The following is a 20,818-nucleotide window of genomic DNA, read 5'->3' as shown; positions in this document are numbered from 1 at the left end:
CGGATATCGCCGAATGACATTCAAAGCTCCTACCGCACCGGTCAAAGCTTTGAATCACATCCAGAAATCGCTGGGAATCACTTTCGGGCATCCCGTAGCGCAAGAGGAGAGGTGATGGCAGCAGTCCGCTTGGATGCGGTGCTAACTCGCCTGCTTGCGTGACGCCACGAACACGCCCGCCAGCACCAGCGCGAAGCCGAGGAAATGGAAGACCTGCGGGTGCTCGCCCAGGAACACGATCGCCATGATCGAGCCGAACACCGGCACGACATGGAAGAACGGCGCGGCGCGATTGGCGCCGATCAGGCGGACGCCGCGATTGAAGCAGAGATAGGCGAGCGCCGAGGGGAACACTGCGACGTAGAATAGAGTCAGCAGGTTCGGCCCGTCGAACTTCATCACGGGGCGCGCGAACAATTCCCAGATCTCCAGCGGAATGAGGCAGGCGGCGCCGCAGCCGAAGGTGAAGGCGAGGAACGACAGGCCGTGCATCGGCGGACGCTTCAGGGTCAGTACCGAATAGAGCGCGAAAATGACCAGCGCGACGATGAAGATGAGGTCGCCCTTGTTGAACTCGATGTTCGACAGCGTGGTGAAGTCGCCATGCAGCAGGATCGTGAGCACGCCGCACATCGACAGCAGCACGCCGAATGCCTGCGCCGCGGTGAGCCTGATCCCCAGAATGGCCAGCGACCACAGCGCCACGATCAGCGGGGCGGCAGACTGGAGCAGCAGCGTGTTCAGCGCCTGGGTATGCTCCAGCGCCCAATATTGCAGCGTGTTGAAGGCGCCGATGCCGGTGATCGAGAGCGTGATCATCAGGCCGAGCCGGCCGCGGATCGCGGGCCAGTCCTGCGCAAGATGTTTCCAGGCGAACGGCAGCACCAGCAGGAAGGCGAAGAACCAGCGCAGGAATGACAGCGTCACGGGCGGGATGTGACCGGCGGCGAGTCGACCGACGATGGCGTTGCCGGCCCAGCACAGCGCGGTGATGCTGAGCAACAGATAAGGCTGGTTGGCAATCCAGGTTTGGCCGGCGGTTTCGGCGCCTGTGCTCTGGCCCGTGGCAGACATTGTGATTGCTATGGCCCCGCGTCATGCGCCGAGGCTTCCGGCCCGGCGAGATCCGGGCCGGTTCATAGCCCGGCGCCGTTCAAAGACACGGAAATCGGGGTTGCATCAATGGGGGACGGATGCATCGCGACCATGCAGCGGCCGAGATCGCGTCTAGCGCTTTGGTCGAGGCTTTGGCTCGGCTCTGGAAGGTCTCTGGATTTTCGGGGGATATCAAAGGCTTGGATGGCCTTCCGAGCCCCGAAAAAGCCCCGTTCTTGCTTGCCTAGAGGGGCTGCTTCCTTTATCCGGTTGGCTGCCTTGCGTGCGGGCGGCTCCGGCCGCCGATTGGGCTGGGCGCAGGCATGATCCCGGAAGAGTGGGCACCGGTTTTCCGCGAGGATCATGCCTCCTAGAGACAGATTGAACAGGGATTACCCGCGAATGGCCAATGTTGTCGTCGTCGGCGCCCAGTGGGGCGACGAAGGGAAGGGCAAGATCGTCGACTGGTTGTCGGAGCAGGCGGACATCGTCGTCCGCTTCCAGGGCGGCCATAACGCCGGCCACACGCTCGTGATCAACGGCAAAACCTACAAGCTCGCGCTGTTGCCCTCCGGCGTACTGCGCGAGGGCAAGCTGTCCGTGATCGGTAACGGCGTGGTGTTCGATCCCGCCGCCTTCCTCGACGAGGTCGCCAAGCTCAGGGCGCAGGGGGTCGATGTCAGCCCTGACAATCTACGCGTCGCGGAAAACGTCACGCTGATCCTGCCGCTGCACCGCGAGCTCGATGAGCACCGCGAATCCGCCAGCGCAGCGACCGCGATCGGCACCACGCGCCGCGGCATTGGACCTGCCTATGAGGACAAGGTCGGCCGCCGCGCCATCCGCCTGATGGATCTTGCTGATCATCAGACGCTGCCGCACAAGATCGATCGCCTGCTGGCGCATCATAACGCGCTGCGGCGCGGCCTCAACCTGCCGGAATTCGACAGCGCGGTGATCCTGAAAGAACTGATGGCGATGGCGCCGCAGCTGCTGCCCTATGCCGAGACGGTCTGGCGGCTGCTCGACATCAAGCGGCGCGAAGGCAAGCGCATGCTGTTCGAGGGCGCGCAAGGCGCGCTGCTCGACGTCGATCACGGCACGTACCCTTACGTCACCTCGTCCAACACGGTGGCGGCGCAGGCGGCGACCGGCGCCGGCCTCGGGCCGGGCGCGGTCGGTTACGTGCTTGGCCTGTGCAAGGCCTATACGACCCGCGTCGGCCAGGGCCCGTTCCCGACCGAGCAGGACAACGAGACCGGCCGCAAGATCGGCGAGCGCGGCCGCGAGTTCGGCACCAACACCGGTCGGCCCCGCCGTTGCGGTTGGTTCGACGCCGTGCTGGTCCGCCAGGCGGTCCGGACCTGCGGCATCAACGGCCTGGCGCTGACCAAGCTCGACATCCTCGACGGCTTCGACACGATCGAGGTCTGCACCGGCTACAAGCTCGACGGCAAGGAGATCGACCATTTCCCCGCCGGTGAGGGCGCGCAAAGCCGGGTCGAGCCGATCTACGAGACGATCGAGGGCTGGAAGGAGCCGACCGCCAGCGCACGGTCCTGGGCCGACCTGCCGGCCCAGGCCATCAAATATGTCCGCCGGATCGAGGAATTGGTGGGGTGCCCGGTCGCGCTGCTTTCCACCAGCCCCGAACGCGAAGATACTATCCTGGTGCAAAATCCGTTTGAAGCTTAACGATATCTTACCAGGACGCGCGTATAGTTGAGTTGAAATGGCTGATTACTATCCGCTGATCGCCCGCGCTATTGCCGCCCTGGACCCCAACGCTCCCGGCGAGAGCCGTCGCGCGCTCTATGAGCGGGCGCGCACGGCGCTGATCGCGCAGCTCCGCAGCGTGCAGCCGCCGCTCTCCGAATCCGAGATCACCCGCGAACGGCTGTCGCTGGAAGAGGCCGTCCGCAAGGTCGAATCGGAGGCCGCCCAGCGCGCCCGCGAGGCCTCGCGCCCCGGTGGAGGCACTCGCCCGGGCGGCAGCGGCGATGCCTTCCGCCGGGCCAGCGCCCGCGCGGCCGAGGGCAACGCTCCCGCATCTCAGCCGGCCCCGCCGCGCACGCGTCCGGCCCCGACGCCGGCGCGCGCCGACCGCCCATCCTTTGGTGCTGACGATCAGGGCGACGCGCCGCGGCCGCCGCGTGCGCCGCGTTTTGACGCCCCGCGCCAGCCCGGCCCGTCCGCTCCGCCGCCGACGCCGGAGCCGCAGACGCCTCCACCGGCCGGACGCGATCGCGCAGGTGCGCGCCGCCCGCCGGACATGGGCCCGCCGCCCGCGCTACCACCCGCACCGGGCGTGCGCGGCTTCCGCGACATCACGGCCGATGCCAACGATCTCGGCGGCGCCGCCGCGCAGGCGAGCCGCGCCGCGCGCCGCACCTACGCCAACGTGCCCTCGCCCTCACCGGAGTTCGACCGGCTGGAGCCGAGCCTGGAAGACCGCACCGGCGAGTCCGAGCCGCCCTATTCCTACGACGAGTCGGTCGAGGAGGCCGAGCGCTACACGCCGCAGCCGCCGTCGCAGCGTGCGCGCGTTGCAGCCGAGCGCGACGCCAAGAAGCGCGTCCGCACCGGCTCCGCCTTCCCGTTCAAGAGCGCGATCGCCGTCGGCATCGTGCTGATCCTGGTCGGCGCCGGCATCCTCTGGGGCAAGCAGCTGGTCCAGATCGTCAACGGCTTTCTCAAGCCGTCCGCGACCCAGGTGGTGGAGGCGCCGAATCCGGCCCAACCGCAGAGCAAGCCGAAGATCCCGGATCGGGTCGGCCAGCCTTCGGCGAGCGACCAGCCGGTCGCGCCGGTGGCGCAGAAGGTCGTGCTCTATGACGAGGATCCGTCCGATCCGAAGGGCAAGCAATATGTCGGCTCGGTGGTGTGGCGGATGGAGCCGATCAAGGCGTCCGGCAACCAGAAGGCCGACATCGCCGTGCGCGCCGACATCGAGATCCCCGACCGCAAGTTCAAGATGACGATGTCGTTCCGCCGCAACACCGATTCCTCGCTGCCGGCGAGCCATACCGCGGAATTGACCTTCATCCTTCCGCAGGACTTTCCGGGCGGCAGCGTCTCCAACGTGCCGGGCATCCTGATGAAGTCGAACGAGCAGGCGCGCGGTACGCCGCTCGCCGGCCTCGCCGTCAAGGTCACTGATGGCTTCTTCCTGGTCGGCCTCTCCAATGTCGACGCCGACCGTGCCCGCAACGTCCAGCTCCTGAAGGAGCGCTCCTGGTTCGACGTGCCGCTGGTCTACGCCAATCAGCGCCGCGCCATCATCGCGATCGAGAAGGGCGCCCCCGGCGAGCGCGTCTTCAACGACGCGTTCGCGCAGTGGGGCGATTGAGCTCTTCACCTCTCCCCAGCGGGGAGATCTCGGATTGCAGCAATCCGGGTGAGGGGCCGCGCCATCTTGTGAGACTGCAACCACTCACCCGGATCGCATCTGCGATGCGCTCCGGCCTCTCCCTACGGGAGAGGTGAAGCAAGCTCTCTCGCGGTCAGCGGTGCAACCGAATTGAACGGCCTTACTGCGCGGCGGCTTCCCGCTTGCGCGATGCGGCGTGCTCGCGGTCCATCACGGCGCGGCAGCCGGGACTGACATGTGCCTTGTTCCGCACCATGCAGGCCCTGATCCTGGGGATGTCGGGAATTTCACTGGAGCACAGCCGCATCGCATCGCCCGAGCACATCTGCTGCGCTTCGGATGAGAAGGCGAGACCAGGTGATGTCTGGAATGCGATGGCGGTGGCGGCGACGGCGAAGAGAGTTGCGATCGTCTGATAGCGTGTCATGCGGAATCGGTCCCCGAGTTCGTGGGCTTGAGCCACTTGATTTTGGGGCGCCGCACGCGGCTTGATCTGCCGCATGTCACAGCCTTCACGTCGGGAACTTTGGTCCCGCATGTGGTCGCTCGATTACTTGATGTTCGAATCGAAAGTGCTGCGCCGCCCGAGCGAAGTATGCGCCATTGTCACGGAGCTGCAATGGTCTGCGTGAAGGAATTTGCAATTGTTGCGCGCGAGTCACGCAAAGCCGGCGCGCGCGGTCAGATCAACCGATCGGGCGATGGCTCGCTTGCCGCATCGCTCGTGCCGAGTGATGCGGCGTGTTCTTCGACTGCGGTGACGCCCTTGGCCGTGAGTTCGAACAGATCGCCGTCCTTCATCACATAACCATCGGCGATCAGTTCGCCGATCTTGCCGTGGCGATCGTCGGCGAAGGCAACGGACTGGCTGATGTCCCGCAGGATCGAGAGTTGTTCATCGCGCAGCATGGCTTCACACTCCGTTCGCGGGTTCCGGTCCTCACATCCCGTGACTCTGAAACACCTTGCTGCAAGACTTCGACAGCTTGGCCCGGTTGGCTTGCAGACAACTCTGAACCGCACCGTCATTGCCGAGGTCCTTGCGGCACAGGCGCGATGCATCCCGCGAGCAGGCCTTCTGCTCCTGCGGCGTGCCCATGTGGCCTTGGGCGAGAGCAGGTGCATTCGACAGACCGGTCAGGGCTGCCAGCGCGAATGTCGCCAGAACAAGTCTACGGGGCATCGGGGCTCCAATCTGACAGGGACAATTCAGGTCCTGCATGAACTCGTCGCTTTGCCACTTGTTCCCTCCAGGCGGAGGCTGCGCCTCCCTATTCAAGGTTCCCGCCGGCGCTGATATAAGGCTGTCGAAGTTAAGAGGGTGCTCGATGAAACGCTATCTGGTGTTTGCGCTGGTCGGTCCGTTTGTCGGCGGGTTCCTGCTGCTGCTGACGGCGACCTATCAGTCCGGCTATTGGACCCAGACCAGCCTCAGCGAGGTCGGCAAGCTATTCGCAGTGTTCTTCAAGACCCTGCAATACAGCTATCTGTTCGGCTTCCTGCCCTCGCTGATGATCGGCGCGGTCGACGACATCCTGATCCACATCAGACGGATCGGCCCGGTCCTGCGGATGCTGCTGGTCGGCCTGTTCGCCTTCGTGCTGGCCTCGATGACCTACAGCTCGCGCGGGCCGGATTCGGGCGCGGTGCAGTTCATCCTGTACGGCCTCGTCGGGTTCGTGCCGGCAGTGATTTCATCCTGGCTCGTGCATAGATATGTCGAGGAGCCGCAGGCAATGACCGCGCCGACCTGAGTGCGCGACCTTCGGGCGCGGCCCAGCAACCTCCGCCGCCGCGGCGCGTTCATTGGAGGCCATGTCCATGTCCGACGACGACATCCTTGCTCCGCGCCGATCCCGTTCGGGAAGCGGCTCGCATGCGCCCTTTGCGGGTAAGAAAGCGCGCGGCCCGATCATCGACCAGGAGGGTCACGAGATCCGCCCTGAGACGCTGGAGCAGGGATTCCGCGAGTTTCGCTTCGAATTCGGGCAAGGCAATCCGTTCGGCAATCTGACGCGCGAGCAGCGGATCGCGCGGCTCGAGGCGATCGCAAAGCTGCTCGACGTTGCCTTCATCCTGCCCGGCACCAATATCCGCTACGGCATCGACGGGCTGATCGGGCTGATCCCGGTCGTCGGCGACATCATCACCACCGCGATCTCGTTGTGGCTGGTGCGTGAGGCGAGGGCGTTGGGCGCGCCCTGGTACATCACGGCGCGCATGCTCGGCAATGTCGCGGTTGACGGCGTGGTCGGCTTGGTCCCGTTCGCGGGCGACGCCTTCGACGTCATGTTCCGCGCCAACATGCGTAACGTGCGCCTGCTCCGCCGCTGGCTGGAGAAGCAGCCGCGGATTTAAGCGTCGCGTGCACTCTTCGCCTGTCCCCGCACGCGCGGCGGGGAGAAACGCAAAAAGCGCGACGGCCCTTCGGCCATCGCGCTTTCAGCGCACATCACAGGGCTTTGCGAAAGCTTACGCTGCGTCGGCGTCGGTCTCCGCCGGCTTGCGGCGGCGAGGCAACGGGAAGGCCTCACTCTCATAGAGCGAGCGGATGCCGTTCTGGTCGAAGCGCGCTTCTTCGACCTGGAGATAGGCGCCGTTCAGTGAATCCGTCGGCAACTGCTCCATCGCGAACTGCACGGCTTCGGCCGCGGTGCCGAACCGGCGATAGGTGAAGCCCGCCCGCTTCTTCTTGCGGATCGCGGCGGGGAAGAGTTCGGCGGAGGTGTTGAAGTTGAACGGACGCAGTGGACGCATGGTCAAAGACCTCGTGATCTTCTCTGGGGCTTTAAGCGCGTGGGGTTGGGGAGGGCAGAGGCCGCAATCGAGCGGGCCCGCCGCACATGGCATTTTCGTCCACTAATATAGGCCGATTTGACAAAAATGCGACCCCCGCGATGCGAGATGATGAATCCGCGCATGGCAGCCCCGCGCGGGCGATAAACCGTGCAATTTCAAGCGTTGCATGATTTACAGTTTGCCAAGAAGCATCAGCACGACCAGCACCACGAGCACGACGCCGCCGATCCCCATGCCGGAATGGCCGAGGCCATAGCCATAACCGCCGATCCGGCCGGACAGCCCGCCCAGCAGGTAGATGATCACCAGGATGATCAGGATGGTCCCGAGTGACATGGCATTCTCCCTGGCGGGCGCCAAATGGATGACTGGCCGCACCGCCACGAGAGAAAAGCACATTGCGCCGCCGGGTTCCGCAACGGAACCCGGTGATGCCCCGAGTTTATTTCGGCTCGAGCTTCAGCGCGGCGGAGTTGATGCAGTAACGCAGGCCGGTCGGCCCAGGGCCGTCGGGGAAGACATGGCCGAGATGGCCGCTGCACTTGGCGCACAGCACCTCGGTGCGGATCATGCCGTGGCTGGTGTCGCGCTCCTCGTCTATATGGCTCTCGACGGCGGGCTGGGTGAAGCTCGGCCAGCCGCAGCCGGAATCGAACTTGGCATCGGAGGAGAACAGCACGTTGCCGCAGCCGGCGCAGACATAGGTGCCGGCGCGCTCATCGTGCTCATATTCGCCGGAGAAGGGACGCTCGGTCGCCTTCTCGCGCAGCACCGCGTACTGCATCGGCGTCAGCTCGCGCCGCCACTGCTCTTCGCTCTTGATGAGCTTGTCGTCCGTTGTTTTCGTCCTGGGATCGGGCATGGGTCTCCCGTTTCTCTCGTCATGTCGTGATCAGTTGGTGGCCTTGCCGGCATTCACCAGCGTCGGCTTTTCAATGTAATTATCCGCGAACAGTTTTTTCAGGTTCTCGACCTTGGGGATGTCGTTATAGGCGATGTAGGGCTGGTTCGGGTGCAGCGTCAGATAGTCCTGGTGATAGGCCTCCGCCGGATAGAACGCCTCCAGCGCGCCGACCTTGGTCACGATCGGCTTGTTGAAGACCCGGGCCGCGTTGAGCTGGGCGATATAGGCCTCGGCCACCTTCTTCTGCTCGTCGGAGGTGGTGAAGATCGCCGAGCGATATTGCGGGCCCACGTCAGGGCCCTGCCGGTTGAGCTGGGTCGGATCGTGCACCACCGAGAAGTAGATCTGGAGAATCTTTCCGTACGTAATCTTCTTCGGGTCGTACTTGATCTCGACGGACTCGGCGTGACCGGTGCGGCCGCTCGAGACGGTCTGGTAGTCGGCAGTCGCCTTGGTGCCGCCGGCATAGCCGGAGACGGCGTTGACGACGCCAGCGGTGTGCTGGAAGACGCCCTGAACGCCCCAGAAGCAGCCGCCGGCGACGACGGCGGTCTGGATTTCGCTCGCGGGCGCTGCATCCATGGCGGGGGCGGGGATCACGACCGCATCCTCCGCGGCCAACGACGGCGCGGTGAACGAAAACGCCAACGCGGCGGTCGCAGCAAACAGGGACAGGGCACAGAAAGGAATTCGGCTCATGGCGCATCCTCGTTCGAAGGCGTTAGTGTAGGGCGATCGGCGTCAAGCGAACAGCCCGCTTGGCGGCAGTTTGTTACCCGAGATACGGGCCGGCCGGGCCATTGTTACTTAACGTCAGACACGAGTCCGTGAAGGGAGCAACTCGTCATTCCGGGGCGGCTCGAGATTCTCAGCTCCGCAAGTGGACGCCATAGTTCGAGCTGCGCATCGCCTCGGAATGCCAGTGTCACGACTCTTCGGCCCCGAACCTTAAACGACAATAGAAAGCCGCTTCGCCGCGCGCGTGATCCCGGTATATAGCCACCGTGCCCTGGAATCCTGGAACGCAAAGCTCTCGTCGAACAGCACGACGTCGTCCCATTGCGAGCCTTGCGACTTGTGCACCGTGAGCACGTAGCCGTAGTCGAACTCATCATAGGGCTTGCGCTGCTCCCAGGCGATCTGCTCGACGCCGCCCTCGAAGCAGTCGGCGCGCACCGAGACCTTCGTCACCTTGTGGCCGAAATCCTCGTCCGGCGACAGCCGCATGCTGAGGATGCGCGATTTCGAGCGCGAGGTGTTGCGCGACTTCACGCGCCACAGGCCGCCGTTGAACAGGCCCTTCTTGCGGTTGTTGCGCAAGCACACCAGCTTATCGCCGGCGACCGGAAAGGCGTCCTCGATGTTCTGGCGCTGGCGCACCCGCATGTTGTAGGCGCGTCGCGTGTTGTTGCGGCCGACCAGCACCTGGTCGGCGCCCATGACCCGGTCGGGATCGAGCTCCTTGCGCGACACCACCTCGCTCTCGCCGTAACGGCCGATGTCGAGCTCGCGGCCTTCGCGCACGTCCATCGACATCCGCACGATCGGATCGTCCTGGGCCTGGCGATGTACCTCGGTCAGCATCGCGTCGGGCTCCGAATTGGTGAAGAAGCCGCCGCCCTGGATCGGAGGAAGCTGCGCGGGATCGCCCAGCACCAGCAGCGGGCAATCGAACGACATCAGGTCGCGCCCCAATTCGGCGTCGACCATCGAGCATTCGTCGATCACGATCAGCTTGGCTTTTGAGGCCGGCGCGTCGTCCCACAGCTCGAAGCTCGGCTGCTCCTCGCCGGATTCGCGGGCGCGATAGATCAGGGAGTGGATGGTGGAGGCATCGTCGCAACCCTTGTTGCGCATCACCAGCGCCGCCTTGCCGGTGAAAGCGGCGAACTTCACCTCGCCATCGACGCCCTCGGCGATGTGCCGCGCCAGCGTGGTCTTGCCGGTGCCGGCAAAGCCGAACAGGCGGAACACCGGCGGCGTGCCGCCGCGGCCGGGTTTTGCTTTCAGCCAATCGCCAACGGCTTTGAGCGCGGCGTCTTGATGCGGGGTGAATGTCGGCATGGCTTTCCAGGAAGAGCGGGCGCCACACTTAAATGAGTCGCCACTCGCAAACTAACCGTTCGTTCGCTGCAATCAAGTCATTCTCCCGCACGGCGGAATTGCTGCTCCTAGACAGCGTTGCCTCACGCACTAAGATGAGCCCAACAAGAACAATGCGGGAGCGCGACGCCATGAAGTTCGGCATCTTCTACGAGCTGCAATTGCCGCGGCCCTGGGTGGCCGGCGACGAGCTCAGGCTCTACCAGAACGCGCTCTCGCAGATGGAGCTCGCCGACAGGCTCGGCTACGACCATGCCTGGGTGGTCGAGCATCACTTCCTTGAGGAATATTCGCACTCGCCCTCGCCGGAATCCTTCCTGGCTGCCGCAAGCCAACGCACGCAGAAGATCAGGCTCGGCCATGGCATCCTTCAGCTCACGACAAATCACCCGGCACGCGTCGCCGAACGCGTCGCGGTGCTCGACCTGCTCAGCAACGGCCGCTGCGAATTCGGCATGGGCGAGAGCGCGTCGATCACCGAGCTCGAGCCGTTCGGGCGCGACATGGAAAGTAAGAAGGAGGTGTTCGACGAGGCCGTAGCCGCGATCTTCCCGATGTTCAAAGACGGCGGCAGCGAGCATCACGGCAAGTACTTCGACATCCCCTTGCGCAACGTCGTCCCGAAGCCGGTGCAGAAGCCGCATCCGCCGCTGTGGATGGCATGCTCGCAACTGCCAACCATCGAGCGCGCCGGCCGCCACGGCTTCGGCGCGCTCGGCTTCCAGTTCGTCAGCGCCGATGCCGCCCACGCCTGGGTGCACGCCTACTACAATGCGATGACCAAGCGGCTCACCAAGCTTGCCGATTACGAGATCAACCCGAACATGGCACTGGTCTCGTTCTTCATGTGCGCCAAGACCGACGAGGAGGCGCGTGCCCGCGCCGACGGCGCCACCTTCTTCCAATTCGCGCTGCGCTTCTACGGCGCCGCGCAGAACCGCCAGCGGCCCGCGCCCGGCACCGTCAACATGTGGGACGAGTACAACAAGTGGAAGCGCGACAATCCGCAAGCCCAGGAGGCGGCGTTGCGTGGCGGCCTGATCGGCTCGCCCGAGACGATCCGCAGGAAGCTGAAGCGATTCCAATCTTCGCATATCGACCAGGTCATCCTGCTCAATCAGGCCGGCAAGAACAGCCACGAGCACATCTGCGAATCGCTCGAGCTGTTCGGCCGCGAGGTGATGCCGGAATTCCAGAACGATCCGGCGCAGGCGGTCTGGAAACAGGGCGTCATGAGCGGCGAGATCAAGCTGGAAGAGATCGACACGCAGGCCTTCACCGACCGCTACGGCAAGCTCGCGATCAACGTCGCCCCGGTGAAGGCCGCCGCGGGCTAGGCTGTTCGTGAAGTCATGCTGCTGACGCAATCTCTGGCTTAGTCCGTGACAACGTAAAACACTGCGTGGGAACCGCTCTGGTTCCCACGACGGTTCCATAGCCAAGGGGTTGGCACGAATCCGCAAAACATCGGCGCAAGCTTCATGAACGCTGCCGCGTTCGCTTGCTCTGTTTGCGGTGCCGGAACCGGCGATCGAAAAAATCATAGGAGTTATGATGCTGTTCCGCTCGAGCGCCGCACTTTGCGGCGCCCTGGTCGCGCTTGCCGTTTCTGTTACCGTTGCTCGAAGTGAAACACGGGGAGTTCACTCAAGCGCTATCGTCGATGCTACCTCTGGGAATGCGCTCGTCGGCGCTGCCTCCATGTACAATCCTTTCAAGCCCGGCAAGGAGGAGGGCGGTCCGAGCACAGCCTCCGGCGAGCGTTATGATCCCTCTGCCTGGACGGCTGCCATCAAGACGAGTTTGCGTCGGAAATTTGGCGGGGTCCCATTTGGCGTGAGGCCAAAGTTTGCCCTCGTTGAGGCCGTCGGCAAGAAGGTCATCGTCAAGATAAATGACGTCGGACCACTCAGGCCCGGCCGCATCATTGACTTCAACGAGCGGACGATGCGCCATTTCGATCCAAGCCTGGAGCTCGGAGTCATTAAGGACGTAAAGGTTAGTCCGCTTTCAGGGGACAATTGGACACTCGGACCGGTGGGCTGAAAATCCTACGCGGAAAAGGCAGTGCACGTCCCGGCGATCGGTGCGGCGGTTGCAGGCGCGTTTCGCGCCTCCGAGATCGAGAACAAGTATATCGGCGACGTCAGCGACGATGTGAAGGCCGACCTGAATCGGCGCGCCGGTGCGGTCTCGCAAGCCGCGCGTGAAGCCTCGGTCATGGTGTCGCAGAAATCAGCGACACCAGCACCGAAGTTGCGGACCGGGTTAAGCAAGCCGGCATGGATGCCGCGGCAGCTGCCCGTAACGAGGTGAAGTCTCTTTGATGAGACCAGAAAGGCGGCGGGCGCGCTGGCCGTCAACGGCGCGCGCCCTTTTCTCGAAGTTGATCATGTAGGCTACTTCGCACGCAGGTCGCTGCGGAGAGAAGCCCGGCCTTCTGCTCTTCAAATCGTGCGCCGTTGTCGTCCGGCGAAGAGGCCATACACAAAGAGCACGATGATGGCGCCGACCACAGCACCGATGAGTCCGGCACCCTCTCCAGGACGGTACCAGCCAAGGGCTTGCCCGAGGTAGGTGGCCACGAAGGCGCCAACGATCCCGAGGATGGTCGTAAGGATGAACCCGGAGGGTTCGTTGTCACCTGGCATGATGAACTTTGCGATCACCCCCGCGATAAAGCCGATAATGATGGTCCAAATAATGCTCATTCTCCACTCCTCCTGAATAAACAACGACGACGGCAGTGCAAAAGCTATGAGGTGGGTAAACGCCCCTCAGGCGTGTACTTGTCGATTGCCTGGGGAAGCTCGCGCGACAACCTTGCGAGGATCTCCTCGTGAGACAGCCCGGTTTCCCGCTCCAGCTTGTCCAGCACGTCGGGGCCGATTGCTTCCCGCAGCTGCGAGGGCGAGATGTCCTTGTTGGGCCCTGAACTGACCCAAGACCGAGCCGCGTCCCCGTGGCCGTTTTGGTTGAATTTCTCCAGCAGCTCGCCAATTCCTCCCTGCAATAATCCTCCGACACCCTCCCCGCTCAGCATGCCCGTGAGATTGCCGAGCAGGCCACCCAGCGGCTGTCGGGCGTTGGCGGGCTCGAGCGATCCAGATCCCGATCCTCTGAGCAACTCCGCCAGCTTGTCTCGGTTCTGATACCCGGCGATGGCCAGCAATCCGAGAAGTGCGGTCATGGACGGCATTCCGCGGCTCATCTTGTAACTCCGCGACAAGGTTAGACAGCTCGAACTCGGCCAGTCCGGTTCTGTTCCTAGGCGTGCATTCTCAGCTCGCCGCACCCGGTGCAGGCGAAACGGAAGCGGGCGTGATGAGCGGCCAATCAAGCTGGCGCCGCGTCAGTTCAATCCCAATATGGGATAGCCGGGCGGGCGATCATCAGCCAAAAGATAGCCAGCACGGCTGCGAACGCCGGAAATCCAAAGGCGAACCACCACCGGAAGAGACGGTCATACTCGGCAGGCAGCTTGGCGTCGGTCTCGACCGCACGGACGGCGAGATCGCGCATTCGCATCTGCATCCATACCACCGGCAGCCAGAAAGCGCCGGTCACCACATAGAGTGCGATGGACGCCGCAATCCACCCCTCGCGAAGAGAATACCCGCTCGACCAAGCGAGCCATGTGCCGGTGATCGGCTGCAGGACCACGGCGCTCGCCGTGAACAGGAAATCGGCCAGCACGACCGTCCGCGCCACCCCCGCGATCTCGCGCGGGTCGCCGCGCAGATGCGCCACCAGCATGAAGAAAGCGATGCCAGCGCCCGTGCCGAGCAGGACCGCAGCACCGATAATGTGCACCATCTTGACCAGAAAATAGAGCATCAGCGATCCTCTCGGATCGCCATGGCGACCAGATTGAGCATCAGCACCGGCCAGATCTTCAGCATCGGTCCGAGCGGATCGGCCCACAGCCGCGGCACCAGCGCCGTACCGATCACGACATAGGTCAGCGAGATGATCAGTGCTGCCCGCAGCCCGTAAAGGCTGGCCGGCCGCCACAGAATGGCGAGACCGATGACGATGTCGGCGAGGGCTCCCGCTACGACGGTGAGCGCAGCGAAGCTTTCTCCCAATCCGCCTTCCCGGACGTACGACATTCCGATCTCCCAGCCCGGTCCCAGGGAGATGATGCCGGTGACGATCCAGAACAGGCCAAAGACGCCGAATATCAGCGGCTTCAGCGCATACAGCCGCGCGAACCAACGCTCCTGCACCGAGGCGGGCTCGCTTGCGAGCGCGGCTGCAAGGTCGCGCGGCACGATGCCCGTGGCCTGACGCCAGGGCTCTGGATCGCCGGTCGCGCCGCGGCGCATCTCGGCCTGTGCCGTCGAATTGACGGGCGTTGCCCAGCCCAGCATCTGGGCAACGTCCCCGGCGCGGTAAGCTGCCGAAGCCGCCCAGGAAGGCAGGTGCAGGCGGTAAGCGGGCCTCCAGCGCAGCCAAGAGCGAAACAGCGCGACCGCCTCGCTGAAGGCAATCCGCCGCGGACCGGCCAGATCGAGTGCGAGGCGAGAAGGCGCGCCGGGTTGCAGGAAGAACAGGACCGTGTCGACGACGTCGTCGAGATGCACAGGTTGAATAGCTGCCGTCTCGGGCATGATCGGGAGGACCGGCAGGGAGGCCAGCCCTCGCAACAATGCGCTGCCACCATAGGCGGGCCGGCCTACAACGACTGAAGGCCGCAGCACGACCCAATCGAGGTCCCGCGCCATCAAGGCGGCTTCGCCGTCGCGTTTGCTGCGCGAAAAATCGGTCCGGGCATCGCGATTGCTGCCGATCGCCGAGAACAGGATGACACGGCGGACGCCGGCGCTTTCACACGCCGCATAAAGCGCCGCGCTGCCGGCGACATGAACGCCTTGCATGTCCTGCCCCTGCAGGGCACCCGCCGCATTGATGACGGCATCGACGCCTGTAAGAATGCCCTTCCACTTCGAAGCGTCGGTGGCCCGGACAACATCGAGGGTGATGTGGTGCGTATCGGGTGCCGCCGGATGACGCGACACCAATACGCATTCATGCCCGTCGGCGGAGAGCCTGGCGTGGATTGCCGATCCAATAAGCCCCGTCCCCCCAACGAGAAGGATGCGCATCGACTGGTCCCTCAATTGGTCGCCCCGGGGAACGCAAACCGCTGATCAATTCTGAAGGCGCAGACGAATAAAGCAGGGCTGATGTAATGGTTCCTCGCGGCGGAACAGGTGATTTTGATGCAGACAATTGTCGCGACCGCCCTTGCTGCAGATGTTGCGTCGCCATCGATACCGATGGGAGGGTCGCCGCGCCGACGCTAGACTACCGAACGCGGCGGCGCAGGACCTGTACGGAGAAGCGGGAAGATGCCGGTTCTCGAGCTGAAACAAAAAGGTATTCATCGTCGGAATTGCGTTTCTTGACCCAAGCCTCCGCAGGACCTGGGCGCCGCCGAGCACCTGATCGTCTCGAGTCTTCAGCTCCTGCAAACAAGCGAACTCCTGGAATCGCCATGGCAAAACATCGGATCTACACAGCGAGCTTCGCAAGCGTTTACCCACTTTACGTTGCGAAAGCAGAGAAGAAAGGACGCAGCAAAGCCGAGGTCGATCAGATCATCTCCTGGCTGACGGGCTATGGTCAGCAAGAGCTGGAAACTGAACTGGAAAAACAGACGGACTTCGAGACCTTCTTTGCAAAGGCCCCTAAGATCAATCCTGCCCGATCCCTGATCAAAGGGGTGGTTTGCGGCGTCCGGGTGGAGGACATCAAAGAAGCAACGATGCGAGAGATCCGGTATCTCGATAAGCTGGTCGATGAGCTGGCCCGGGGAAAAACGATGGACAAGATTTTGCGAAAGGAGTGATTGTCGAGCGACTGATTGCGCTCTTTGCGAAACCCATCGACCCAACGGGGCGGACACCGCTCGATCTGATCGCGAGGATGAGGCAGCAACTGCTGGTGCACTACCGGCCGTGTTCCGCTCTCCAACTTCCGGTGAAATCCCATTGCTGCTATCCTCTCGCAAAACAACGGCTTGCGGAGGATCATGATGCGGTCTCAGGCGGTGCCCGCATATCCAGCGGCTGGCGATACCACGTCGGCGGTGCTCGCGATCGGACGCCCAGATTTCCCAAATGTCCTGATCGATACGCTGCGGCGGCAGGCCGATGTCGGCCATTGCATGGTGTTTGCGCTAACCCGTGCCGGCGCTGCGCGCTGCCTGCTCGATGCCGGCAACATCCCGATCGGCGGCGATCTCGGCGCGGCCTATGCCGGACAGTTCCACGAATCCGATCCCAACCGCGATGCGCTGTTCGAAGGCGAGGGCGGCGCGCCGATCATGCTGCCTGCGTTCGCGCCGCGCATGTATGGCGCGCGCTACCGGAAAATCTTCTTCCAGGATTCCGGCATCGTCGACAAATGCGCGACTGCGATCTGGACTGGCGACACCTGCTTCTACGTCAACTTCTACCGCATCGCCGCGCAAGGCCGCTTCAGCGCCGTGCAGCGAGAGCGCCTTGAGGCGATCGCGCCGGCGATCGCCGCGAGCGTCGCCCGCCATTTTCAGCAGACCGCAACGCCAGACCGGACGCTCGCCGGGTTGTTCGCGAGCTGCGCGCCACTCGCCGCCCTCACGCTGCGCGAGCAGGAAGTCTGCCGACGCATCCTCGCCGGCTTCAGCTCCGAGGCGATCTCGAAAGACCTCGGCATCAGCCTGCATTCGACCCTGACCTATCGCAAGCGCGCCTATGAGCGGCTCGGCATCTCCTCGCAAGGCGAGCTGTTCGCGATCGTGCTGCGCCTGCTAACGTGCAGCCTGAACTAAGGCGCGGACTTGGGGTCCGCGATATCTGCTTGCGAGGTAAAGCGAATACGCGGTCCCGCCTCCGGGACCGTCGCCTCGCGACCTGCATCCGACAAGACTCCTCCGGCCCCCGGCGAGCCGCATTGAACTTGCCAGCTCCGCTCGCCATGTGTGGGAGACAGCTTGGAGCAAACAATGAAGCAGCTTTTCACCTGTGTGGCGATCGTGGGCTGCCTGGTCGCCTTCCACTCCGTCGCGCAAGCCCGCTCTGCATTCGACGGATCCTGGGACCTCATTTTCGTGACGCAAAGAGGACCTTGCGATGCGACCTATAATTTCACCGTCAACATCAGCGACGGAATAGTTACACATCCGAATTTAGTCAGGTTCAGAGGCTACGTGGCGCGTTCCGGCGCGGTTCGGGCCTCGGTGACAGTTCAGGACAAATTCGCCTCCGGCTCAGGTAGACTCTCGAGCAATGTTGGCCGCGGGACGTGGAGCGGCCATTCCGGAAACGCGCGCTGTTCAGGCTACTGGACCGCACAGCGCAATTGGGCGCGCTGAGCCAATGTCGGAGGTGGCCCGCAGGGAGCAGAGAACGCTCGCTGATTGCCTATGGTCCGGGTGGAATCAATCGACGGTTGACAGTTTGCGAGGTTCCCTGCGAAGCCAACGTGCGCGGACGTACCTGTGGAATAGAGGACTGACTCGCTCTCGGTATCAGTCTCAAGACGGCCAAAGCACTTGGTGTGATCATTCGGCCACGCTGGACGAAGTGATCGGCTGAGATCTGGTGCTCGCCCGATGCGAATTCCGGACGCAACGTTCAAGGGTCCGCTCATCAGGGAAAACCGGAAATGACAAGCCATTCGTGTGACCTGCGCTTTTGACCCGTTGCGGAAGCCGACACGCCCTTAATTCAAAATTGAGTACCTTATCTGCTGCTAGTTGACAGAAGTCGCCATTACAACCTAGTTGCGGCCGGGCGACCAATGACACGTTAGGTCTAATTGATCGATGACCCCGCGAGCGAAGGAAGCACTTTCGAAGTTCTTCAAGCTCTTCTTGCTCCTCGCAGCGGTGATTGGGGCGCTCGGCTGGTTTGTCCTTGATGGCAGCACGACCCCGCCCCGCGTCCTTCGTTCTCGGCTTACAATATCAGTCGAAACTCCTGAGGGGGAGCGCTCAGGATCGAGCGTCAGCCAGATTAAAATCAGCTTCCCCGGCGGCCTGACCAGGGCCCAGGGTTGGGGTCTGATGAAACGATTAGTAGGTGAGGCTGTCGTCGTCGACCTTGGACCGCGCGGCCTGCTGTTTTCCACGTTCGAGAGACGGTTAATCCTCTCTCGTTCGGGTGGAGACGCGTACAACGCGGCCTTGACGCCGTTCCCGCAGGAGGCTTTTCGCGGAGAGTATCCTTCGACGGCGTCAGCTGATGAACAATACGTCGCCTATCTCGATGAGATCAGCCGGCGTAAGCCAAAGGCCACCTTGAAGCTCGAAGATGTGCCGGCCTTGGTCCGGTTCGGAAATCGGGAGGACCCGACGACCGTAGCTCTCGTGGATCCGGCCGATCTTGCCGCCAGTTTCGGGCCCGGCGTCTATCTCAAACGCGCAACTGTGGAAATAACCGATGATCCCATAACCCACGGGATCGAAGTTCGATTGCCTTGGCTGAAGTCCAGTAGGGTCTCGCCGACTCTATTTTCGCAAACCTACCTTCGAACGCTCCAAAAGCTCTTGCCCGTCCAACATCTTCGTTTTGCCGATTTTCGGAGACTGCCCCAATGACCGACAGAGGCCGGGGCGCGCAATGGAGCGGCTAGAATACTTCCGCTGGTGGCCCTGTGCCGACCTCAGCTGAGAGCGCCGCGAGGTCCGCTTACTAAAGGTGACCCGAAAGGCGATCCGAGCGGGCCAAGGCAGCCTTTGACCCATTGAACGATGTAGTCAATCATTAACCTATGGCTGTTGTCGGCGTGCTAGCTTCGCGAAAAGGGTGCTAAATTCCATCCGTCAGTGGAAGGGCGGACGATGCGCACGTCACTTTGTGGCTTGCTGTTCTCACTGTGGGGCGGTTGTGCCGCCCTCGGACAAGATGCCAAAGAGATCGAGAGGTGGGCTGCGACTCTATCGTCTGAGCGGGTCGATCTTGTCGTCTGCCTGTCCGCTTTGGTAGACCGCGCCAAGGCGCAGGGAATTTCGGAAACCGAATTCAAGAACTTGCTTGCGAAATCGTGCCAGGGCGAATTTGAGAGGTTGCAAAAGGCTATCCTTGAACGAGTATCTACGCCAGGTATTGAAGGTACCAAGCGCGACGAACTCGCTGTCGCCGCCGGACGATTGCTGCTCATCCCAATCTTCAACGAATTCTCCGGCAAAGTCCCCTACCGGTACAGATTGATAGACCGGCTGAAAGGCAGGATTAGTCCAACAGTAGAGGACATCGCGTTCAAGGCAGCCAAGGAAGATTATTCGGAATGTCTTTCGAAGGCCGCACGCGATGCGAGGGCTGCTGGCATCTCAGTCGACGCCTTCAAGGACTCTCTTGGTTCAGTCTGCCTTCAGGAAAGCGAAGCCATCCGACGGGCTGAATTGGCAGTTTGGGACACCTACGCACGGCCACCGCAAAATCGCGATGCTGCCGGCAACATTTGGAAAAGAAGCGCTCAAATGAATGCCGTTAGACAATTTAGCGACAACGCGAAGTAGACATGGCCTCATCGGTAGAGGGCGGCAGCGCCTAATGCCCGCTTTTGGCCCAATCTGCGAAATTGAGCATCGGCGGACCAAATTCCGGTCATTACATTAGAGCGGGCATGATTTGCTCAACCTGAGTTCTTCGCAGTTTGACCCGAAGCGGAAGTTCCGCGTTTCGATGCGCAACGCAATCTTTACCATGGGCTCGTCGCAAGCCGGAAGGATCAACTTGGGGGGGCCGCGGATTGCAAGGATGCATAAGTGGTCAGTATGAGCAAAGGCATCCCAACCGGCAAAACTTATCTCGGGTTCGCCTTGCTCTGGCAGGTCGTGTTCTTCGTCGCGTGGATCGCTTGTATCGTCTTTTTTGAGGCTGGTTACTTCGCGACCACAATGGTTGTGATCCTGCTCACCGCGTATGGGTCTTCCGACATACCAGATCGATTGGCCGTCGCGCAAAGCAAGTCATTCGGCGGCCAACGCCTGAGCTTCGCCGATGACTCTCGATCACGTCAGAGCGCCGAGACGCTATCAACGGCGGTCCTCGCTATTAAACGGCTGGTTCTGGCCCTGAACGGACGTTGGGTCGCAGCGTGTGCCCTCGTCATAGTGCGACTGTTTCCTCGATAACATGTTTCAGCGGCGTCCCCTCAGCGGACAGGGTCATTCGAGAGCGAAATGAAGTAGCAATGCACTGAAACTTCAGTGATTTTAGACTAGCTGAGAAGGCAAAAGAAGGGAAACGGGGCCGTGCATGTAGTTTCCACGCTGGGCGGCCTGCTTGCTGGCCTAGTCCTCGGCGTTTTCACCGCAATCTTTCAGCTGATCGGACTGGCTGCACTCGCGCTCGGTGCCCAGCATCTGATGAATTACCCTCTCTCTCCAAAGCAGGATCTGTTACTGAACCTAGCGGTCTATGCGATCCTGCTTGTCATTCGGCCTGCAATATTGACCCCCTAAGCAGGGGGATCGGCGTCCAAAATTGACCCCCTACAGATTGGTCTGTTGCGCTGCCTGCTTTGGAACGAAGCAGGTGGTGGGGGATGCTGAT

At 62.6% G+C, this 20,818-nt stretch carries 26 protein-coding genes; 13 read left to right on the top strand and 13 right to left on the bottom strand.

What is annotated here, in order from left to right; translation table 11 throughout:
* Positions 1 to 141: 141 nt before the first annotated feature.
* Positions 142 to 1,074, bottom strand: coding sequence for a DMT family transporter (locus IVB12_RS11410; RefSeq protein WP_247298898.1), 933 nt, complete (start codon positions 1,072 to 1,074; stop codon positions 142 to 144).
* 423 nt (positions 1,075 to 1,497) lie between these two features.
* On the opposite strand from IVB12_RS11410, the gene IVB12_RS11405 reads away from it, so the two are divergent.
* Both IVB12_RS11405 and IVB12_RS11400 read left to right on the top strand, forming a co-directional pair.
* Positions 1,498 to 2,790 carry an adenylosuccinate synthase gene (locus IVB12_RS11405; protein WP_247298896.1) on the top strand — a complete coding sequence of 431 codons (1,293 nt, stop codon included), beginning with the start codon at positions 1,498 to 1,500 and terminating at the stop codon, positions 2,788 to 2,790.
* Positions 2,791 to 2,827: 37 nt separating this feature from the next.
* Entirely contained in the window at positions 2,828 to 4,444 is a 1,617-nt protein-coding gene (locus tag IVB12_RS11400) for a hypothetical protein (RefSeq protein WP_247298894.1), read from the top strand.
* 181 nt (positions 4,445 to 4,625) lie between these two features.
* Here the strand turns inward: IVB12_RS11400 and IVB12_RS11395 are convergent, their stop codons facing one another.
* The 3 genes from IVB12_RS11395 to IVB12_RS11385 form a co-directional block, all read right to left on the bottom strand.
* The gene (locus IVB12_RS11395) at positions 4,626 to 4,967 is read right to left on the bottom strand and encodes a hypothetical protein (protein WP_247298892.1); all 342 of its coding nucleotides are present in this window, start codon (positions 4,965 to 4,967) and stop codon (positions 4,626 to 4,628) included.
* 179 nt (positions 4,968 to 5,146) lie between these two features.
* On the bottom strand, positions 5,147 to 5,374 hold the full coding sequence (locus IVB12_RS11390; protein WP_247298890.1) for a hypothetical protein: 228 nt from the start codon (positions 5,372 to 5,374) through the stop codon (positions 5,147 to 5,149).
* A gap of 31 nt (positions 5,375 to 5,405) precedes the next feature.
* Positions 5,406 to 5,648, bottom strand: a complete 243-nt coding sequence (locus IVB12_RS11385; RefSeq protein WP_247280132.1) for a hypothetical protein — start codon at positions 5,646 to 5,648, stop codon at positions 5,406 to 5,408.
* 145 nt (positions 5,649 to 5,793) lie between these two features.
* Between IVB12_RS11385 and IVB12_RS11380 the strand changes: the two genes are divergently transcribed.
* A complete protein-coding gene (locus IVB12_RS11380; protein ID WP_247298888.1) occupies positions 5,794 to 6,219 on the top strand; it encodes a DUF5413 family protein in 426 nt (141 codons plus the stop codon).
* Positions 6,220 to 6,280: 61 nt separating this feature from the next.
* Positions 6,281 to 6,823 (top strand): DUF4112 domain-containing protein, encoded by a 543-nt coding sequence (locus IVB12_RS11375; RefSeq protein WP_247298886.1) that lies wholly within the window; start codon positions 6,281 to 6,283, stop codon positions 6,821 to 6,823.
* Between the two features lie 114 nt (positions 6,824 to 6,937).
* Here IVB12_RS11375 and IVB12_RS11370 read toward each other — a convergent pair whose 3' ends face one another.
* From IVB12_RS11370 to IVB12_RS11350, 5 genes are all read right to left on the bottom strand, one after another.
* Entirely contained in the window at positions 6,938 to 7,222 is a 285-nt protein-coding gene (locus tag IVB12_RS11370; protein ID WP_247280129.1) for a hypothetical protein, read from the bottom strand.
* Positions 7,223 to 7,435: 213 nt separating this feature from the next.
* The gene (locus IVB12_RS11365; protein WP_247298884.1) at positions 7,436 to 7,600 is read right to left on the bottom strand and encodes a DUF3309 family protein; all 165 of its coding nucleotides are present in this window, start codon (positions 7,598 to 7,600) and stop codon (positions 7,436 to 7,438) included.
* Positions 7,601 to 7,706: 106 nt separating this feature from the next.
* On the bottom strand, positions 7,707 to 8,126 hold the full coding sequence (gene msrB, locus IVB12_RS11360) for a peptide-methionine (R)-S-oxide reductase MsrB (RefSeq protein ID WP_247298881.1): 420 nt from the start codon (positions 8,124 to 8,126) through the stop codon (positions 7,707 to 7,709).
* 30 nt (positions 8,127 to 8,156) lie between these two features.
* Entirely contained in the window at positions 8,157 to 8,867 is a 711-nt protein-coding gene (msrA, locus tag IVB12_RS11355) for a peptide-methionine (S)-S-oxide reductase MsrA (protein WP_247298880.1), read from the bottom strand.
* 249 nt (positions 8,868 to 9,116) lie between these two features.
* Positions 9,117 to 10,232 (bottom strand): ATP-dependent RecD-like DNA helicase, encoded by a 1,116-nt coding sequence (locus IVB12_RS11350; RefSeq protein ID WP_247280126.1) that lies wholly within the window; start codon positions 10,230 to 10,232, stop codon positions 9,117 to 9,119.
* Between the two features lie 170 nt (positions 10,233 to 10,402).
* Here IVB12_RS11350 and IVB12_RS11345 point away from each other — a divergent pair, with 170 nt between their 5' ends.
* The 3 genes from IVB12_RS11345 to IVB12_RS11335 all read left to right on the top strand — a co-directional run bounded on the left by IVB12_RS11345 (position 10,403) and on the right by IVB12_RS11335 (position 12,587).
* Entirely contained in the window at positions 10,403 to 11,608 is a 1,206-nt protein-coding gene (locus IVB12_RS11345; RefSeq protein WP_247298878.1) for an LLM class flavin-dependent oxidoreductase, read from the top strand.
* A 214-nt stretch (positions 11,609 to 11,822) separates the two neighbouring features.
* Positions 11,823 to 12,317, top strand: a complete 495-nt coding sequence (locus IVB12_RS11340; RefSeq protein ID WP_346657746.1) for a septal ring lytic transglycosylase RlpA family protein — start codon at positions 11,823 to 11,825, stop codon at positions 12,315 to 12,317.
* A gap of 21 nt (positions 12,318 to 12,338) precedes the next feature.
* On the top strand, positions 12,339 to 12,587 hold the full coding sequence (locus IVB12_RS11335; protein WP_247298873.1) for a hypothetical protein: 249 nt from the start codon (positions 12,339 to 12,341) through the stop codon (positions 12,585 to 12,587).
* A 131-nt stretch (positions 12,588 to 12,718) separates the two neighbouring features.
* Here IVB12_RS11335 and IVB12_RS11330 read toward each other — a convergent pair whose 3' ends face one another.
* The 4 genes from IVB12_RS11330 to IVB12_RS11315 all read right to left on the bottom strand — a co-directional run bounded on the left by IVB12_RS11330 (position 12,719) and on the right by IVB12_RS11315 (position 15,379).
* Positions 12,719 to 12,982, bottom strand: a complete 264-nt coding sequence (locus tag IVB12_RS11330; RefSeq protein WP_247298872.1) for a GlsB/YeaQ/YmgE family stress response membrane protein — start codon at positions 12,980 to 12,982, stop codon at positions 12,719 to 12,721.
* Positions 12,983 to 13,026: 44 nt separating this feature from the next.
* Positions 13,027 to 13,482: a YidB family protein gene (locus IVB12_RS11325; protein WP_247298870.1), complete on the bottom strand. Its 456-nt coding sequence runs from the start codon at positions 13,480 to 13,482 to the stop codon at positions 13,027 to 13,029.
* A gap of 146 nt (positions 13,483 to 13,628) precedes the next feature.
* The gene (locus IVB12_RS11320) at positions 13,629 to 14,108 is read right to left on the bottom strand and encodes a DUF2269 domain-containing protein (protein WP_247298868.1); all 480 of its coding nucleotides are present in this window, start codon (positions 14,106 to 14,108) and stop codon (positions 13,629 to 13,631) included.
* Entirely contained in the window at positions 14,108 to 15,379 is a 1,272-nt protein-coding gene (locus IVB12_RS11315; RefSeq protein WP_247298866.1) for an SDR family oxidoreductase, read from the bottom strand. The genes IVB12_RS11320 and IVB12_RS11315 overlap by 1 nt, the downstream gene beginning before the upstream one ends.
* 392 nt (positions 15,380 to 15,771) lie before the next feature.
* Here IVB12_RS11315 and IVB12_RS11310 point away from each other — a divergent pair, with 392 nt between their 5' ends.
* The 6 genes from IVB12_RS11310 (at position 15,772) to IVB12_RS11285 (ending at position 20,397) form a co-directional block, all read left to right on the top strand.
* The gene (locus IVB12_RS11310; RefSeq protein WP_247298864.1) at positions 15,772 to 16,125 is read left to right on the top strand and encodes a DUF2200 domain-containing protein; all 354 of its coding nucleotides are present in this window, start codon (positions 15,772 to 15,774) and stop codon (positions 16,123 to 16,125) included.
* Positions 16,126 to 16,311: 186 nt separating this feature from the next.
* Positions 16,312 to 17,088: a helix-turn-helix transcriptional regulator gene (locus IVB12_RS11305; RefSeq protein WP_247298900.1), complete on the top strand. Its 777-nt coding sequence runs from the start codon at positions 16,312 to 16,314 to the stop codon at positions 17,086 to 17,088.
* A gap of 174 nt (positions 17,089 to 17,262) precedes the next feature.
* Complete coding sequence (locus IVB12_RS11300) at positions 17,263 to 17,631, top strand: hypothetical protein (RefSeq protein WP_247298862.1); 369 nt, start codon at positions 17,263 to 17,265, stop codon at positions 17,629 to 17,631.
* Between the two features lie 453 nt (positions 17,632 to 18,084).
* Positions 18,085 to 18,858 carry a hypothetical protein gene (locus tag IVB12_RS11295; protein WP_247298860.1) on the top strand — a complete coding sequence of 258 codons (774 nt, stop codon included), beginning with the start codon at positions 18,085 to 18,087 and terminating at the stop codon, positions 18,856 to 18,858.
* A 243-nt stretch (positions 18,859 to 19,101) separates the two neighbouring features.
* Positions 19,102 to 19,779, top strand: a complete 678-nt coding sequence (locus IVB12_RS11290; protein ID WP_247298858.1) for a hypothetical protein — start codon at positions 19,102 to 19,104, stop codon at positions 19,777 to 19,779.
* Between the two features lie 258 nt (positions 19,780 to 20,037).
* Complete coding sequence (locus tag IVB12_RS11285; protein ID WP_247298856.1) at positions 20,038 to 20,397, top strand: hypothetical protein; 360 nt, start codon at positions 20,038 to 20,040, stop codon at positions 20,395 to 20,397.
* Positions 20,398 to 20,818: the final 421 nt, after the last annotated feature.

Source organism: Bradyrhizobium sp. 179, from assembly GCF_023073535.1.
Classification (GTDB): domain Bacteria; phylum Pseudomonadota; class Alphaproteobacteria; order Rhizobiales; family Xanthobacteraceae; genus Bradyrhizobium.
Note: the sequence above shows the minus strand (reverse complement) of the source record. Positions and strands in the feature narration are given on the sequence as shown.